The organism is Telluria sp. ZT3P26, assembly GCF_059686035.1.
Map to the genome: position 1 here is coordinate 16,540 of NZ_JCASII010000002.1, position 16,633 is coordinate 33,172.

The 16,633-nt window shown below is 61.4% G+C and carries 17 protein-coding genes; 9 read left to right on the top strand and 8 right to left on the bottom strand.

Translation table 11 applies throughout. The features are described 5' to 3' along the window. Positions 1 to 24: 24 nt before the first annotated feature. Positions 25 to 807 carry a CDP-diacylglycerol--serine O-phosphatidyltransferase gene (pssA, locus tag AC56LN_RS07930; protein WP_499570809.1) on the bottom strand — a complete coding sequence of 261 codons (783 nt, stop codon included), beginning with the start codon at positions 805 to 807 and terminating at the stop codon, positions 25 to 27. Between the two features lie 140 nt (positions 808 to 947). Here pssA and AC56LN_RS07935 point away from each other — a divergent pair, with 140 nt between their 5' ends. Together AC56LN_RS07935 and AC56LN_RS07940 are read left to right on the top strand one after the other, a co-directional pair. Next, positions 948 to 1,922 carry a CAP domain-containing protein gene (locus tag AC56LN_RS07935; RefSeq protein WP_499570810.1) on the top strand — a complete coding sequence of 325 codons (975 nt, stop codon included), beginning with the start codon at positions 948 to 950 and terminating at the stop codon, positions 1,920 to 1,922. Continuing rightward, positions 1,919 to 2,539 carry an Hpt domain-containing protein gene (locus AC56LN_RS07940; protein ID WP_499570811.1) on the top strand — a complete coding sequence of 207 codons (621 nt, stop codon included), beginning with the start codon at positions 1,919 to 1,921 and terminating at the stop codon, positions 2,537 to 2,539. Before AC56LN_RS07935 ends, AC56LN_RS07940 begins: the two co-directional genes overlap by 4 nt. On the opposite strand, the gene AC56LN_RS07945 is transcribed toward AC56LN_RS07940, so the two are convergent. Both AC56LN_RS07945 and AC56LN_RS07950 read right to left on the bottom strand, forming a co-directional pair. Beyond that, positions 2,529 to 2,744 (bottom strand): hypothetical protein, encoded by a 216-nt coding sequence (locus tag AC56LN_RS07945; RefSeq protein WP_499570812.1) that lies wholly within the window; start codon positions 2,742 to 2,744, stop codon positions 2,529 to 2,531. The two genes, AC56LN_RS07940 and AC56LN_RS07945, sit on opposite strands and share 11 nt — an antisense overlap. A 211-nt stretch (positions 2,745 to 2,955) precedes the next feature. Continuing rightward, positions 2,956 to 3,537 (bottom strand): DUF1439 domain-containing protein, encoded by a 582-nt coding sequence (locus AC56LN_RS07950; protein ID WP_499570813.1) that lies wholly within the window; start codon positions 3,535 to 3,537, stop codon positions 2,956 to 2,958. A gap of 206 nt (positions 3,538 to 3,743) precedes the next feature. Between AC56LN_RS07950 and AC56LN_RS07955 the strand changes: the two genes are divergently transcribed. The 3 genes from AC56LN_RS07955 (at position 3,744) to AC56LN_RS07965 (ending at position 5,985) form a co-directional block, all read left to right on the top strand. Further along, complete coding sequence (locus AC56LN_RS07955; RefSeq protein ID WP_499570814.1) at positions 3,744 to 4,127, top strand: Rap1a/Tai family immunity protein; 384 nt, start codon at positions 3,744 to 3,746, stop codon at positions 4,125 to 4,127. A 25-nt stretch (positions 4,128 to 4,152) separates the two neighbouring features. Continuing rightward, positions 4,153 to 4,605, top strand: a complete 453-nt coding sequence (locus AC56LN_RS07960; RefSeq protein ID WP_499570815.1) for a T6SS effector amidase Tae4 family protein — start codon at positions 4,153 to 4,155, stop codon at positions 4,603 to 4,605. A gap of 495 nt (positions 4,606 to 5,100) precedes the next feature. Continuing rightward, positions 5,101 to 5,985, top strand: coding sequence for a class I SAM-dependent methyltransferase (locus tag AC56LN_RS07965; RefSeq protein WP_499570816.1), 885 nt, complete (start codon positions 5,101 to 5,103; stop codon positions 5,983 to 5,985). 56 nt (positions 5,986 to 6,041) lie between these two features. Here AC56LN_RS07965 and mnmE read toward each other — a convergent pair whose 3' ends face one another. The 5 genes from mnmE to rpmH form a co-directional block, all read right to left on the bottom strand. Then, positions 6,042 to 7,421, bottom strand: a complete 1,380-nt coding sequence (gene mnmE / locus AC56LN_RS07970) for a tRNA uridine-5-carboxymethylaminomethyl(34) synthesis GTPase MnmE (protein WP_499570817.1) — start codon at positions 7,419 to 7,421, stop codon at positions 6,042 to 6,044. Between the two features lie 214 nt (positions 7,422 to 7,635). Next, positions 7,636 to 9,315, bottom strand: coding sequence for a membrane protein insertase YidC (gene yidC / locus AC56LN_RS07975; protein WP_499570818.1), 1,680 nt, complete (start codon positions 9,313 to 9,315; stop codon positions 7,636 to 7,638). Positions 9,316 to 9,323: 8 nt separating this feature from the next. Continuing rightward, the gene (gene yidD, locus AC56LN_RS07980; protein WP_183555235.1) at positions 9,324 to 9,596 is read right to left on the bottom strand and encodes a membrane protein insertion efficiency factor YidD; all 273 of its coding nucleotides are present in this window, start codon (positions 9,594 to 9,596) and stop codon (positions 9,324 to 9,326) included. Next, the gene (gene rnpA, locus AC56LN_RS07985) at positions 9,593 to 9,988 is read right to left on the bottom strand and encodes a ribonuclease P protein component (RefSeq protein WP_258838052.1); all 396 of its coding nucleotides are present in this window, start codon (positions 9,986 to 9,988) and stop codon (positions 9,593 to 9,595) included. The genes yidD and rnpA overlap by 4 nt, the downstream gene beginning before the upstream one ends. A 27-nt stretch (positions 9,989 to 10,015) precedes the next feature. Next, complete coding sequence (gene rpmH / locus AC56LN_RS07990) at positions 10,016 to 10,150, bottom strand: 50S ribosomal protein L34 (protein ID WP_040378179.1); 135 nt, start codon at positions 10,148 to 10,150, stop codon at positions 10,016 to 10,018. 358 nt (positions 10,151 to 10,508) lie between these two features. Between rpmH and dnaA the strand changes: the two genes are divergently transcribed. From dnaA to AC56LN_RS08010, 4 genes are all read left to right on the top strand, one after another. After that, on the top strand, positions 10,509 to 11,936 hold the full coding sequence (gene dnaA / locus AC56LN_RS07995) for a chromosomal replication initiator protein DnaA (protein ID WP_183555234.1): 1,428 nt from the start codon (positions 10,509 to 10,511) through the stop codon (positions 11,934 to 11,936). Between the two features lie 96 nt (positions 11,937 to 12,032). Beyond that, positions 12,033 to 13,139, top strand: coding sequence for a DNA polymerase III subunit beta (gene dnaN, locus AC56LN_RS08000; protein WP_183555233.1), 1,107 nt, complete (start codon positions 12,033 to 12,035; stop codon positions 13,137 to 13,139). Between the two features lie 195 nt (positions 13,140 to 13,334). Next, positions 13,335 to 15,839 carry a DNA topoisomerase (ATP-hydrolyzing) subunit B gene (gene gyrB, locus AC56LN_RS08005; protein WP_482896562.1) on the top strand — a complete coding sequence of 835 codons (2,505 nt, stop codon included), beginning with the start codon at positions 13,335 to 13,337 and terminating at the stop codon, positions 15,837 to 15,839. 234 nt (positions 15,840 to 16,073) lie between these two features. Further along, positions 16,074 to 16,511 carry a hypothetical protein gene (locus AC56LN_RS08010; protein WP_499570819.1) on the top strand — a complete coding sequence of 146 codons (438 nt, stop codon included), beginning with the start codon at positions 16,074 to 16,076 and terminating at the stop codon, positions 16,509 to 16,511. Positions 16,512 to 16,633: the final 122 nt, after the last annotated feature.

Sequence of the window (16,633 nt, forward strand, 5' to 3'; positions counted from 1 at the left end):
ACGGCCCTTGTCAGGGCCGCCGGTTCACTCTTCGTCGTAGACTTTTGGCTGCGCCACGCCGCGCCAGCCCATCTTCCAGCCGATATTGAGCAGCAGCGTCAGGCTGATGTACACCAGGAAGAACAGCACGAAGAAGCGCGTCTGCAGCACGGCCAGCAAGGCCGCGCAGACGGCAACGATGACGATCATCAGCTTGCCGCTCGGGTGCTTGGAGCTGGGGAAGCGGATGGTCGAGACCATCAGCGCACCAACCACTACCATCAGGGCCGCCACCATGAACGCCTGGGGCATCTGGGTGACCGGATCGGGCCAGGCCACGACCACGGCCGACACGCAGGCCGCGCCCGCCGTGATGGGCATGCCGACGAAATAGCGCGGGTCGGTGCGGCCCTGGCTGATATTGAAGCGCGCCAGGCGCAGGGCGCCGCAGGTAACGAACACGAAGCAGGCCAGGCCGCCCATGCGCACCAGCGTCGGATGCACGTCGTTCAGTTGCGTGAAGCCGTAGCAGTACAGCAGCAGGCCCGGTGCGCAGCCGAAGTTCATCACGTCGGCGATCGAGTCGAGCTGCATCCCGAAGCTGGACTGGGTATTGGTGGCGCGCGCCACGAAGCCGTCGAGCGCATCGAACACGCCGGCCAGCACCAGCAGGATCGCGGCCAGGCGGAAGTCCGCCGGGTCGCCCACGCGCGCGTTGTCGACCGAGATCACGATACTGGCGAAGCCGCAGGCAATCGACAGCAACGTGACGGAACTCGGCAGGGCGAACTTGGCGCGTGCGAGGCGTTGTTGGTTAATAGGCTTCAATGGACGACTCGACAAGATAAATGATGGCTTATTCTACAGGCTGCAAATCAAGGAGGTTGCGCGTTGACGTCACCACCCGCCATGCCGTCCGGATTTGCCCTAGAATATCGAATTAAGCACGTATTGACAGGAGTTGCAAAATGAGCTACACGCTCCGTTGGCAGTTGATGATCCCAGCCCTGGCTGCCGTGCTGGGCCTGGCTGCCTGCGGCAGCAGCGATAGCGACACCTCGGCGCCGTCCGGCCAGGTCACCGGCGGCACCGCCGTCAGTCCGGACTCATCGGTGGCCACCGATCCTGTCGGCGTCGCGGCGCCGGCGCAGACCGGCAATATCGCCGTCGACGGGCGCAACTGGATCAACTACCGGCGCGGCCAGATTGGCGTGCCGCAGGTATCCCAGAACACGCAGATCAACAACGCTGCGCTCGGGCATTCCGAGTACCTGCGCGTCAATAACATCATGAGTCACGACCAGGTCGCCGGGCGCCAGGGCTTTACCGGCGCCGACCTGGGTGCGCGCCTGAGCGCGGCGGGCTACATGCTCAACCCCGAGCGCGGCTACGCGTACGGCGAAGTCATTTCGGGCAGCAGCAACGGCTCCGGCTTCTACATGGCCGAAGAACTGATCACGGCGATCTACCACCGCTTCGTGATCTTCGAGCCGATGTTCCGCGAGATCGGCACCGGCGCCGCCACAGCCAGCAGCGGCTACCGCTACTTCACCGCCGATTTTGCCAGCCGCGACGGCTTCGGCCCCGGCATCGCCCGCGGTACGCTCGTCACCTGGCCGTTCAATGGCCAGACCCAGGTCGTGCCGAACTTCTTCAGCAATACCGAGCAGCCCGACCCGGTCCCCAATGCCAACGAAGTGGGCTATCCGATCAGCGTGCACACCAATCTCGATGCCAGTGTCACGGTTACCAGCTTCACCGTGCGCCCGCGCGGCGGCAGCGACCTGACCGTGCTGCGCATCGCGCCCCTGTCCGACAACAAGCCTGCCGCGGCCATCATCCCGCTCCAGCCGCTGCGGGGGGCCACCGTCTACGACGTCAGCTTCGCCGGCACGGTCAATGGCGCGGCCGTCACGCGCACCTGGTCGTTCACCACCCGGTGACGGGCGCCCCGAGCGGCGACACCGCCGCCGCCATCGACCTGGCAGCAGGCCTGGACCGGGTCATGGGCGACCGCGCGATGTTCCTGCGCGTGCTGGCGCGCTTCGCAAGCGACTACCGCGACCTGATCGCGCGCCTGCAAGCCGCCATCGATGCCGGTGACGCCGTGCTGGCGCAGCGCATCGCTCACACGCTCAAAGGCGCGGCCGGCATGATCGAGGCACTTCCGCTGCGCCGCCTGGCGCTCGAGACCGAACTGGCGCTCAAGACGGACGGCGTCGCGCCGGCCACGCTGATCGCTGCGCTGGACGCGGAACTGACGCGGGTGCTGGTGGAAGTGGACAGGCTGCCAGAGGCGCCAGACGCACACGCCTTGCCGGCGATGCCATCGACGCTGCCGGTCGATGCGCGTGACCTGGCGCGGCTGCGCGCGATGCTCGATATCGGCGATGGCCGCGCGCCCGAGCTGGTGGCGCTGTTGCGGCCACGCCTGCTGGTCACGCTGGGCGCCGACCGCCTGGCGGCGCTGGAAACAGCAGTCAGGCGCTTCGATTTCGAGCAGGCGTTGCGGCTGCTGGCCCATGCAGGCGCCACATCGGCGCCTGACCTCAACGCGTAAACTCGGCCTCTTCGTCGAAGGCGTCGGCGCAGGGCTTGCCGCAGAACCGCCGTACGCTGTCGAGCGGCTTTTCGCAGTACCAGCACGAGCCCTTGGCGGGCAGATTGGCGCGGGTGGGCGAGGCGCTCACGGCGGCGATAACCGAGACGGGCGGCGCCTGCAGCGACCGGCCACTGTTCGGAAAAGTCTCATAAGTCGTTTCCAAGATCCACCCCCTGATACGGCAACCTGAAGTCAGAGAAAGATTACTTCAGTGGAACTCCGTGCCCATGAGAAAGCGCAAGCGGGAGCCCAACTGGCGAACCCATCCTGCGATTCGTTGCGTATCAGTGTGCGCCCAATGCAATGCGGGTGCAATCCCTGATCTGCCGTGGCGATGCAATTTGACGCAACTGCAACATGCAGATCGGGTGGCGTTACTTCGCCGGTTCGAGCGTGACCAACAGGCCCGTGCGGGTGGTCTGGATGCGGGTCGGGACAAACTGCACGCCGGCATAGCGCAAGTCCTTCTGGTCGAACGCATACACCGGCATGTCGCGCGCGACGGTGTCGATCAGCGTATTGGCCACGCGCGCCAGCCGGCGCTCGGCATCGGGATTACCAAGCTGCAGGCGATCGACGCGCGGCTCGGCCATCATGACGGCGGCGCGACCGGGATCGATGTACAGGCGGCCCGAGAACGCAACGTTGCCCGCCCAGGCGCGTGCAAACGGCGGCGCGACCGACGCATCGACGGCAAGCGCGACCCGGTCCTGATCCGGCACCAGCGACAGGTGCGGCCGCGTAAGCTGGACGTCAAAAATGTCGAGCAGGCGCTCGTTGATCGGGAAACGCTTGTCGAGGCTGGATTGCAGCTTGTGCAGCGGCAGCTCGACCTGGCGCGGGCCAAGGACGCTGGCGCAGGATGACAACAAAGTGGCGCCAGCCAGCATGGCGGCGAGCCGAAACAGCATGCGGCGCGCAGGATGGGGGGCAAGGGTCGTGATTCGCGTGTTCATAGCAGCAAGCCTAGCATGCCCGGCGGTGTTGGCGCGCGACGCGTAGCGACAACGGCGGTGAGCGATGCGCAAATGCGAGCCGTTGCGCTTTGGACAGCTACCGCTATTCGCACAGGCATTTCATACAGTTGATGCGCTGGCGACGCGCAAGACCTTCCCAAGTTTTGGACGACACAATACCCACTCACAATTCATCGGAGGTGGGTATGGCGAATCGTATGAGGTGTGCAGTTCTATGCGCTGTTCTGACGCTGATATGCGGCGCTGCGGCGCAGCCGCTTGGCGCATTCACATGGCACCTGTCGGGCGATAGGTTCGTGGCAAAGGTGGCCGGACAGCCAGGCGTGGATAAATGGAGCCAGCAGCCCGATGCGGCGTTCCAGCAGCGGTACGCAGAGGGCTATCAGGCCGGGGTTGTCGATGCAACGCAGGGGCGGCTGTGGTGCGCGCCGCCCGGTATGAAGCCGCTGGAAATCGATGATCGTATATGGGACGAGCTGCGCGGGCGCGCTGGCTCGATGCCGGGCAATGCAGCCGCCGAGCTGATAGCGCTGTATGTGGCTCGCTTCCCTTGCGCCGACGGGAGATGACATGCGAGTCCCATTTGGCGTACTGATGAAAAACTACCCGAGTAACCGCGTCGTCAGCCGCGATACGTTGTTCCAGCAGATCGGATGGGATGACCTGATAAAAAATTCCGACTACGGCAATACTTGCGCGATCCGCGTCAGTTTGGCGCTGATCCGGTCGGGCATTACCATCCCCGGTGGTCGCATTCCCATCAGGACTGGGGCACTCAAGGGCAAGATGATCGAGCCGGGACAGGCAAAGCTGTCGATGATCCTGTCACGCCCCACCATGCTGGGCAAGCCCGAGAAGTTGAGCGGCAGCGGGATGATCGAAGATGTCGGCCACCGTAGCGGCATCGTGTCGTTCTTCCGGTTGAGTCCTGGCATCTACGAGCGCGGCCATATCGACATCGTCGCGCCTCAGCTCGGCGGGATGCAGGTGTGCGGGTCGGCGTGTTACTGGACTAGCAAAGAGGTGTGGTTTTGGCCGCTGCGGTGATCGAATCAACCATTGCCGGCTAACTATTTCGATACAGAAGCAACTGGAAGACAGCGATAGGCCACGGCGCTTACGCCATGGCCTATCGTTTTTGTGTACTAACTTGTGTAATTAAAACGAATCGTAATGAATGTCTTATCGTTGGATAGGTAGAGCATAATTGTTGCCCGTAAGCCGCATAGATAGCAGTGGTGAGTTGTAATCGATGCCTTGATGCCCCTAACTTAAAGTCAGGATGGGCAGCTAGCATGCCGGGCGGCGGCGGCGGCGCGCGCGACGCGTGCTGTCAAGACAGAAGTTCGTGACCGCGCCGAGAGCGCTTCTTCGCACGCATTGATGGCGTGGCTTTCAAATCGAATAAGCGCATAAAACTTCAATTGAATAAAGTCAAAGCCAATGAATTCACCGACGACATAATGACGCTTTTAACCACATTCATTATGTGGGCACATCACCGCATTCATGCGCCTTGGCATTGTTGCGAAAGGAATTTATATGACCACATCATCCGATGCTCTGGCAAAAAATCATCAAAAGGAAATTGACAAAGGGGAACGCTTTGCATTTGGCGACAATTGGACCAAATTCTTGCAGTCTCTCGATGAAACAAAAATCCAGGAAGCGGTGCAGAGTCTCAGGACGACACTGAAGGTCGATAGCTTGAACGGAAAATCGTTTCTGGATATCGGTAGTGGCAGTGGCTTGTTTTCTCTTGCGGCAAACAAGCTCGGGGCAAGCGTGGTGTCATTTGATTATGACCCGAAGTCAGTCGCGTGCACGAAAGAATTAAAAGCACGTTATGCTGAAAATAATATCCACTGGAAAGTGCAACACGGCTCGGTCCTGGATGCGGCCTATATGAAAACACTTGGAGAGTTCGATATTGTCTACTCCTGGGGCGTACTGCACCACACCGGGGACTTGTGGGGCGCATTGGCCAATGTCAGTGACAAGGTGGCTGATAATGGGCAGTTGTTCATCGCTTTGTACAACGACCAAGGCGGTGCCTCCGGGCGCTGGCATACGATCAAGAAACTCTACAATCATTTGCCAGCCTGTCTCAAACCATGTTTCGCATGTCTTGTCTATCTACCGCTGGAAGCAAGGTCTTTCCTGATTCACCTGATCCGACGAAAGCCGCACGAATATGTTTTTGGCATACTTCACTATAGCCGCAACAGGGGAATGTCTTGGTGGCACGATAAGATTGACTGGATAGGCGGCTACCCATTTGAAGTGTCCAGGCCCGAGCAGATATTCGACTTTTACAAGGCGTGTGGCTACACGCTGGAAGTACTGAAAACACACGGCGGCGGGCTCGCCTGCAATGAATTCGTTTTTCGTCGCATCCGCAAGCAATCACCAGGTGAATTGACTTGACGAGCGCAAGGTCAGCCGCCTCCACGCTCGTCCGGTGATCAATCAGCGGCGAATGGTTATTTCCCGATACAGAATCGCCCGAAAATCACTCCCAGCAAATCATCCGGCGTGAACTGCCCGGTAATGCTGGACAGTTGATCCTGCGCCAGCCGCAGCTCTTCGGCAAACAGGTCCAGCGACTGATCGTCCTGCATCGCATGCTGGCGCGCCAGTTCCAGGTGGTCGTTGGCGGCCCGCAGTGCAATCAGGTGCCGCTCGCGCGCCAGGAACAGCGATTCGCCCGTCTGCTGCCAGCCGGCGATGCGCAGCAGTTCCGCGCGCAGCAGGTCGATGCCAAGCTTTTCGTGCGCCGACAGATACAGGTGCACGGCGTCCGTGCTTTCATCTTTTGATGGCTTGTGGCCCGACAGGTCGATCTTGTTCCAGATGCGCACCACCGGCACGTTGGCCGGGAAAGCGGCGACGATGGCTTCGTCGGCTGCGCTCGGGCCCAGGTTCGCGTCCAGCAGGTGCAGGATCACGTCGGCCTTGCCGACTTCGCCCCAGGTGCGCTCGATGCCGATGCGCTCGACCACATCGATCTCGTCGCTGATCGCGCGGATGCCGGCAGTGTCGATGATGTTCAGCGGGATGCCCTCGATCTGGATCGTCTCGCTGACCTTGTCGCGCGTGGTGCCGGCAATCGGCGTGACGATGGCGACGTCGGCGCCGGCCAGTGCGTTCAGCAGTGACGACTTGCCCACGTTCGGCTGCCCGACCAGCACGACATTCAACCCTTCGCGCAGCAGCGCGCCTTGCGCCGCCTGGCGGAACACGTGCTCCAGCGCGGTGATGATGCCAGCGAGCTGGCCGCGCGCGTTCGATTTTTCGAGGAAGTCGATTTCTTCTTCCGGGAAGTCGAGCGTGGCCTCGACCAGCATGCGCAGATTGGTCGTCTGGTCCACCAGCGTGTGCACCACTTGCGAAAACGCGCCCGACAGCGACTGCGACGCCGATTTGGCGGCAGCTTCGGTGGAGGCGTCGATCAGGTCGGCCACCGCTTCGGCCTGGGCCAGGTCGAGCTTGTCGTTCAGGAACGCGCGGCGCGTGAATTCGCCTGGTTCGGCCAGGCGCAGGTCCATGCTGCTGCCCGCTTCGAGCACACGCCCCAGCAGCATCTGCAGCACGATCGGGCCGCCGTGGCCCTGCAGCTCCAGCACGTCTTCACCGGTGTACGAATGCGGACCCGGGAAGTACAGGGCCAAGCCTTCGTCGATGATGTCGCCGTTGGCGGCCTTGAACGGGATATAGGTTGCGTGGCGCGGCGCGAGGGTCACGCCGGGGAACAGCGCGGCGATCAGCGCGCCGAGTTCCTTGCCGGAGGCGCGCACGACGCCGATGCCGCCGCGGCCCGGGGCGGTGGCGATGGCGGCGATGGGTGAGGTATCGAGTTTCATGGAGCGATTGTAAGGGATTCGGGTGATGGGTATGGGGGATGACTTGGGTTCCCGCCTTCGCGGGAACGACGGTTTTCAAGCAGCGGGCTGCGACACGACCCATGCTCCGTAAAGCCAACACGTCATTCCCGCGCAGGCGGGAATCCAAGTCCACCGCACACGCAAAAAAAAACCCGCGCACACGGCGCGGGTTTTTCGCAAAGACCAGGGCAGCTTACTTCGCTGCGGCCGTCTCGAACTTGCGCGTGATGACCCACTGCTGCGCGATCGACAGGATGTTGTTGACCACCCAGTACAGCACGAGGCCGGACGGGAAGAAGAAGAACACCACCGAGAACGCGATCGGCATGAACAGCATCATCTTGGCCTGCACCGGATCGGTCGGCTGCGGATTGAGCTTGGTCGTGATGAACATCGACACCGCGTAGATGACCGGCAGGATGTAGAACGGGTCAGGCTGCGTCAGATCCTGGATCCAGCCGATCCATGGTGCGCCGCGCATCTCGACCGACGCCTGCAGCACCCAGTACAGCGCGAAGAACACCGGCATCTGCACCAGGATCGGCAGGCAGCCGCCCAGCGGATTGATCTTCTCGGTCTTGTACAGCTCCATCGTGGCTTGCTGCATCTTGACCGGATCGCTTTTAAAGCGTTCACGGATCGCCTGCATTTTTGGCGTGACCACACGCATCTTGGCCATGCTGCGATAACCTGCCGCCGACAGCGGGAAGAACGCCAGCTTGATCAGGATGGTCAGCGCGACGATGGTCCAGCCCCAGTTGCCCAGCATCGCGTGCAGCTGCGTCATGACCCAGAAGATCGGCTTGGCGATCACGGTCAGCATGCCATAGTCCTTCACCAGCTCGAGGCCCGGGGTGATGGTTTCCAGCGTACGCTCGTCCTGCGGACCCGAATACAGGCGCGAGTCAACCGACACGGTCGCGCCAGGTGCCACGGTGCCCATCGACTGCACGGTACCGATCGCATACAGGTTGGTGGCGATCTTCTTGGTGAAGATGTCGCGCGGCGCCCGGTCAGCCGGAATGAAGGCCGAGACGAAGAAGTGCTGCGAGATCGCGACCCAGCCGTTGTCGGCCTTCAGCGCGTGATCCGCACTGCCCTTTTCGATCTGCTCGAAGGTCAGCTTCTGGTACTTGTCGGTGCTCGTGTACAGCGTCGGACCGGTGTAGCTTGGCATGAACCACGAATCGGTGGCCGGCTTGGTGCCGTCATGCTGCAGCTGCAGGTACAGCGATGGCTGGACCGGCGCGGTGCCGATATTGGTCACATCGTGACGCACGCCGATCAGGTAGTCGCCCTTGCGGAACGTCAGCGTCTTGGTCAGGCGCACACCGCCCTGCTCCGCATCCATCACGACCTGCACCTGGCCATTGGCGCCCAGCGTACGCACGCCAGGACGCACGGTGAAGGCCGTGGTGTGGTTCGGCAGCACGCCAGCAGCGGTGGTGCCGATCAGGCCAGTCTGGCCCAGATACACGTTCGGACCGTTCACGCTGAACAGGACCTGATTCTTGGTCTTGTCGAAGTGATCGCGGTACTGGAGCATCTCGAGGCGCTTGATCACGCCGCCGACCGGGTCGATGTCGACCTTGACGACGTCGGTGGTCACGGTGACGACCGGGCTTGCGACGGCCGCCACTGGCGCGCCGCCAGGAACAGCAGGGGCACCTGCCGTGGCCGGCACACCGGGCACGGCATTGCTGCCCGCTTGCGGTGCAGCCGGCACATCGGAAGTCTTTTGCTGGGCAACCTGCGCCGGACGCGCCGGCGAGAACATCGACTGTTTGCCGTTAGCCACCATCCAATTGTTCCAGAGAACAATCAGGGAAATGGCGAACACGATCCACAGGACAGTACGTTTATTGAATTCCATTGGAGTCTTCAGGAGTGGTTGCAACCGCAAGCGGCTGAATGGGATTCCTTGGCGCCGTGAGGCGGCACCGGGTCGAGGCCGCCGGCGTGCCACGGATGGCAGCGGCCCACGCGGCGCGCGGCCAGCCATGAGCCGCGTGCAGCGCCGTGGACGCGCAACGCTTCGATCGCATAATTGGAACAACTGGGATAGAAACGGCAGCGCGGCCCGAGCATTGGCGAGATCAGCAGTTGATAACCGCGCAGGATCCCGACAAACAGCGAGACGAGCAGCGCTTTCATGCCGCATCCACCGGCGCCGGGCGCCGCAGCTGCGACGCGAACAGGCGCGTCAGTTCCACCTTCAACGCGGCCTTCAGGGCCCGGTTCGTGGCCGGGCCATCCTTGCCATTGACCGGCCGCGACAAGCGGACGATGCAATCGACAGGCGGCAGGCCGGTGGTGCGGAACAGCTCGCGCGTGATGCGCTTGATCGTGTTGCGCGTGACCGCGCGCGGCGCAAAGCGCTTGGCCGCAACGACGCCCAGCCGCGCATGCGGCAGTGCGTTCGGTCGCGTATAGAGCACGAAATGCGCCGTTTTTTGCGCTGGCCGCAAACGAAAAACGGATGAAAATTCATCCGTTTTAACGATGCGCCGAACGCGCGCGAAGTCGTGCGAACCTTCGCCTGTCATCACTGACCGCAACGTGCGGTGTGTGACTTAGACAGCCAGACGCTTGCGGCCTTTGGCGCGGCGAGCGTTCAGGACTTGACGGCCACCACGGGTAGCCATACGTGCGCGGAAGCCGTGCGTGCGCTTGCGACGGACGACGGAAGGTTGGTAAGTACGTTTCATGGTGGTCTCGCTTAAAGCAAAATAAGATGCAAAATCGGGTCTGACTTGGGTCAGATTCGGCGCCGATGACAATTTCGCAGATTAAGCTCGCGTCATGCCACAGGTCTCTCTTCGCCCGACTACCAGCCGCTGAAATTATCAGCCTGACACGGTGCACGGACGGGGAACCCTGAATTAGACTCTAATTCGCGCCTCAGTGTCAAGGTTGATGTTGTTTCGCAAGCCGCCTTTCTCGCCCTTCCCGGCCCGGTTGCCGGGCGCCCCGACAGACCGTTTCGGTGGAAAATATGTGCGTCGCCTGTGGATAACTTTGTCCGGTGCGGGTAAAATAGCGTGTTACGTATCAACAAGCGAAGTAATGGAAAATTTTTGGCAGACCTGTTCCGCGCAGCTAGAGCTCGAGCTCACGCCACAGCAATATAGCGCGTGGATCAAACCGCTGGTCGCCCTCGACTACGAAGACGGCAAGCTGCGCGTGGCCGCGCCGAATCGCTTCAAGCTCGACTGGGTCAAGACACAGTTTGCCACCCGCATCACGGAGTTGGCAGCCCAGTACTGGGAAGCGCCGGTCGAGGTGCAGTTCGTGCTCGACCCCAAAACGCATCCGTCGCGCAACACGGTCAGCGCCGGTGCGTCCGGCTCGACCGCGACCGTCGACTTCAACGCCCCGCGCCCGGCGCCCGGCGCTGAACACCCGAGCCCGAACAGCGGCAACGGCCCGAGCCACAACCAGAACCTGAACATCGCCAACTCGCCGAAACGCGAGCAAAGCCGCATCAACACCGAGCTGACCTTCGACAGCTTCGTGACCGGTAAGGCCAACCAGCTGGCGCGCGCCGCCGCGATCCAGGTGGCGAACAACCCGGGCGTGTCGTACAACCCGCTGTTCTTCTACGGTGGCGTCGGCCTGGGTAAGACTCACCTGATCCATGCGATCGGCAACCAGGTCATGGCCGACCAGCCGAACGCGCGCATCCGCTACATCCACGCCGAGCAGTACGTGCGCGACGTCGTCACCGCCTATCAACGCAAGGGCTTCGACGATTTCAAGCACTACTATCACTCGCTCGACATGCTGTTGATCGATGATATTCAGTTCTTTGGCGGCAAAAGCCGCACGCAGGAAGAATTCTTCTATGCGTTCGAGGCGCTGATCGCCGCGAAGAAACAGATCATCATCACGTCGGATACCTATCCGAAAGAGATCACGGGCATGGACGACCGCCTGATCTCGCGTTTCGATTCCGGCCTGACGGTGGCGATCGAGCCGCCGGAGCTGGAAATGCGCGTCGCGATTCTGCTCAAGAAAGCGCAATCCGAAGACGTGACGCTGTCGGACGACGTCGCCTTCTTCGTCGCAAAACACCTGCGCTCGAACGTGCGCGAGCTCGAAGGCGCGCTGCGCAAGATCCTGGCGTACTCGCGTTTCCACGGCAAGGACATCACGATCGACGTCGTCAAAGAAGCGCTGAAAGATCTGCTGTCGGTGCAGAACCGCCAGATCTCGGTGGAAAACATCCAGAAGACTGTGGCTGACTTCTTCAACATCAAGGTCGCGGACATGTACTCAAAGCGCCGGCCGGCCAACATCGCCCGCCCGCGCCAGATCGCCATGTACCTTGCGAAGGAACTGACGCAAAAGAGCTTGCCGGAAATCGGCGAGCTGTTCGGCGGACGCGACCACACGACGGTGTTGCACGCCGTGCGCAAGATCGCGGGCGACCGCCAGAAGAATCCCGAATGCAATCACGAGTTGCACGTGCTGGAACAGACCCTGAAAGGGTAATCCGGCAGCAGCCGGGCAGACGCCTTGTGTTTGCCGCAGGCAATGGCACAATATCGTTTTAGTAATAATTAACCAATCAAACGTACTGAGGATAAAATGCAACTGGTCAAATCCACCCGAGATACGCTTCTCCGGCCACTGCAGATCGTGAGTGGTATTGTCGAGCGTCGGCACACTATGCCGATTCTGGCCAATATCCTCATTCGCAAAGATGGCCAGAACGTGTCGTTCCTGTCGACCGACACCGAAGTACAGATCACCACGCACGCCAATATCGGCGCCGGCGACGAAGTTGCCGGTACGACGGTTGCCGCGCGCAAGCTGCTCGACATCCTGCGCGCGTTGCCGGAATCGGGCGACGTCACGATGACGCTGCAAAACAAGCGCCTGGCCGTGCAGAGCGGCAAGTCGCGCTTCGCGCTGCAGACGCTCGCGGCCGAAGAGTTCCCGACCGTCTCGATCGCCGACACGTACAACGCATCGGTCACGCTGCCGCAAAAGACGCTCAAGCACCTGTTCAACATGGTGTACTTCTCGATGGCGCAGCAGGACATCCGTTATTACCTGAACGGCCTGCTGCTGGTGCTCGACGGCAGCAACATCATTGCCGTGGCGACCGACGGTCACCGCCTGGCCTTCTGCTCGGTGGAAACCGAACAGCAGTTCGAGCGCCAGGAAGTCATCATCCCGCGCAAGACCATCATCGAACTGCAGCGCCTGCTGGAAGAAAGCGATGAAACAGTCCGCCTGGACATCGCTGCGTCGCAAGTCAAACTGACCTTCGCCGACATCGAGCTGGTCTCGAAGCTGGTTGAGGGCAAGTTCCCTGACTACACGCGCGTGATCCCGAAGGGTTACAAGAACGACTTCACGATCAGCCGCGATGAACTGCTGCGTTCGCTGCAGCGCGCCGCGATCATGACCAGCGACAAGTTCAAGGGCGTGCGCTGCATCATCGAGCCGGGCGTCATGAAGATCAGCTCGACCAATGCCGACCAGGAAGAAGCTGTCGAAGAACTCGAGATCGACTACGGTGGCGATTCGATCGACATCGGCTTCAACGTGACCTACCTGCTCGACGTGCTCAACAACCTGAAGTGCGACCAGGTCAACATCGCCCTGGGCGACTCGAACTCGTCGGCGCTGATCTCGATTCCCGAGGTCGGCGACTTCAAGTATGTCGTCATGCCGATGCGTATTTAAGAAGGCTGGCTGACCGGCGACCTAGCGTCACAAGTTAGCCCAACCCCGTCGTTCCCGCGCAGGCGGGAACCCAAGTTCGCTGGCGTTCACGCACACTTGGATTCCCGCCTGCGCGGGAATGACGGTTCCGGGGTCGCAGGCCAGAAGTTGCAGCCTGCGCCGTCCCGGATCCACCCGTTTTATAGAAAGTAGTCCATGTCCGAGAATACCCCAGCAGAAAATATCCCCACCATCCCGGTGGATGATTATGGCGCCTCCTCGATCCAGATCCTGGAAGGCCTGGAAGCGGTGCGCAAGCGCCCGGGCATGTACATTGGCGACACGTCCGACGGCACCGGCCTGCACCACCTGGTGTTCGAAGTGCTGGACAACTCGATCGACGAATCGCTGGCCGGCCATTGCACCGAAATCCACGTCACGATCCACTCGGACAATTCGATTTCGATCACCGACAACGGCCGCGGCATCCCGGTCGGCCTGAAAATGGACGACAAGCACGAGCCAAAACGCTCGGCGGCCGAGATCGTCCTGACCGAATTGCACGCCGGTGGCAAGTTCGACCAGAACTCGTACAAAGTCTCCGGTGGCCTGCACGGCGTGGGCGTGTCGTGCGTGAATGCACTGTCAAAACTGCTGCGCGTGACGATCCGCCGCGACGGCAAAGTGCACCAAATGGAATTCGTGCGCGGCGTGCCGCAAAATCGCGAACTGGCGATGGTCAACGGCATTGAAGTCTCCCCGATCAAGGTCATCGGCGAAACCGACAAGCGCGGCACCGACGTGCACTTCTGGGCCGACGAGACCATCTTCAACCACGTCGAGTTCCACTACGAAATCCTGTCCAAGCGCATCCGCGAACTGTCATTCCTGAACAATGGCGTGAGCATCAAGCTGACCGACCAGCGCTCGGGCAAGGAAGAAATGTTCGCGTTCGAAGGCGGCACGCGCGGCTTCGTCGAGTACATCAACAAGGCCAAGAACGTGCTGCACCCGACCGTCTTCCAGGCGACCGGCGAGCGCATGTCGGACCAGAACACGAACATCTCGGTCGACGTCTCGATGCAGTGGAACGACGCGTTCAACGAGCAGGTCCTGTGCTTCACCAACAACATCCCGCAGCGCGACGGCGGCAGCCACCTGACGGGTCTGCGCGCGGCGATGACGCGCGTGATCAACAAGTACATCGACGAACACGAATTCGCCAAGAAGGCCAAGGTCGAAATCTCTGGCGACGACATGCGCGAAGGCCTGACCTGCGTGCTGTCAGTGAAAGTGCCGGAACCGAAATTCTCGTCGCAGACCAAGGATAAACTGGTGTCGTCCGAAGTGCGCGGCCCGGTCGAAGAGATCGTCGCCAAGACCCTGACCGACTTCCTGGCCGAAAAGCCGAACGACGCCAAGATCATCTGCGGCAAGATCGTCGAAGCCGCCCGCGCCCGCGAAGCCGCGCGCAAGGCACGCGACCTGACGCGCCGCAAGGGCGTCATGGACGGCCTGGGCCTGTCGTCGAAACTGGCCGACTGCCAGGAACGCGACCCGGCGCTGGCCGAACTGTACATCGTCGAGGGTGACTCGGCAGGCGGCTCGGCCAAGCAGGGCCGCGACCGTAAATTCCAGGCCATCCTGCCGCTGCGCGGCAAGGTGCTGAACGTGGAAAAGGCGCGCTTTGAAAAGATGCTGTCGTCGGAGCAGATCACGACCCTGATCGCCACGCTCGGCACGTCGATCGGCCCAGACGAATTTAACGTCGAGAAATTGCGCTACCACCGCATCATCATCATGACCGATGCAGACGTCGACGGCGCCCACATCCGCACCCTGCTGCTGACACTGTTCTACCGCCAGATGCCGCAGCTGGTCGAGCGCGGCCACATCTACATCGCGCAACCGCCGCTGTACAAGGTCAAGGCCGGCCGCGACGAGCGTTATCTGAAGGACGACATCGAAGAAGCCAGCTACATGATGACGTTCGCGCTCAATACCGCGTCGCTCATCCCGCGCGATGGCGCCGAGCCGATCAGTGGCGAAGCACTGGGCGAACTGGCACGCCAGTACAACCTGGCCAACACCATCATGATGCGCCTGACGCGCGTGATCGACCGGGCAGCGCTGACCGCGATCTTCAGCGGCGGCGTGGCACTGGACCTGACCACGCTCGAGAACGCCGAAGCATCGGCGCAGGCGATGGAAAAATCGATCAACGACCCGGCCGTCAAGGTCAAGGTGCGCTCGGACGACCTGTCCGAAAAGCACGCGCTGCGCATCGAACGCATCTACCACGGCAACGTGCAGGTGACGTCGATCGATGCCGACTTCGTGGCGGGCGCCGATTACGCAGTGCTGGCCAACTCGGCAGCCACGTTCCAGGGCCTGATGGGCGAAGGCGCGATCGTGCGCCGCGGCGAAGGCGAGCGCATGAAGGAATTCGCCGTGCGCGACTTCCACGCAGCGATGCTGTGGCTGCGTGAAGAAGCCGAACGCGGCGTGTCGAAGCAGCGTTATAAAGGGCTGGGCGAGATGAATCCGTCGCAGCTGTGGGAAACCACGATGGATCCGACCGTGCGTCGTCTGCTGAAGGTGCAGATCGATGATGCGATCGCGGCGGATCAGATCTTTACGACGTTGATGGGGGATGACGTGGAGCCGCGTCGGAACTTTATTGAGGCGAATGCACTGCGGGCGGGGAATATCGACGTTTAAGATGGTTACTTGAACGATCGTTCAGAAAGGGCTAACCATTCGGTTGGCCCTTTTTCATTGGAGCACCGTTACATGGCGTACCACCCGTGCTAGTATTGACGCTGGGCAGTGCAGGCCGCCCAGCTCTCGCGAAAGCCAACGCACCTGCCCAGGAAAAACCCGTTTCAGGAGTCATACCTGTTCAATCACAGTCGCCGTAGCGAGAGCGGCAACACCATGTGAATAGGATCAGGCATGCGCCCCCAAACTCAGCAACAAATCCCGCTCGACACCAACACAGACTTTTTGCGCCGCCACGCCCGTGGCATGTTGCGAAGCGCGCACTCGGACCAACCCAGCAAGGCACTCCCTATCGTCCGCCGTGTCCACACGGCGCGCGCGTTTCCGATGCCACGACTGACCGAGCTTTACCATGGTCGCGCCAATCTACAGCTCAAGCATATGTTTCGCACGCTGGCAGCAGAACTTGGCTATGCGAGTTGGGATGCCTGCAAACGCGATATCGATCGTCGCCCGAGCGAGATTCTGGATCGCTTCCGGCTCGACCTCGGCGCGTTCGGCGACCATGAGCATGTCTGGTTTGCAGACCAGCCTACGGCTGCTGCGTGGCAGCGCCAGCATGGTGGTCGGATGATTGTGTATGGTACTCAGGCTGTCATGATGCCGGCTTGAGCGGTCAGTATTCGGGATGGCTGGCCGTCTAACCGGCCATCCTGTTTAATTTGCCTTCAGCGATCAGACGTCGTTCACGACTTGGACGGCAATCCGGCTGATCTTTGAGGTGCCGGCGTTGG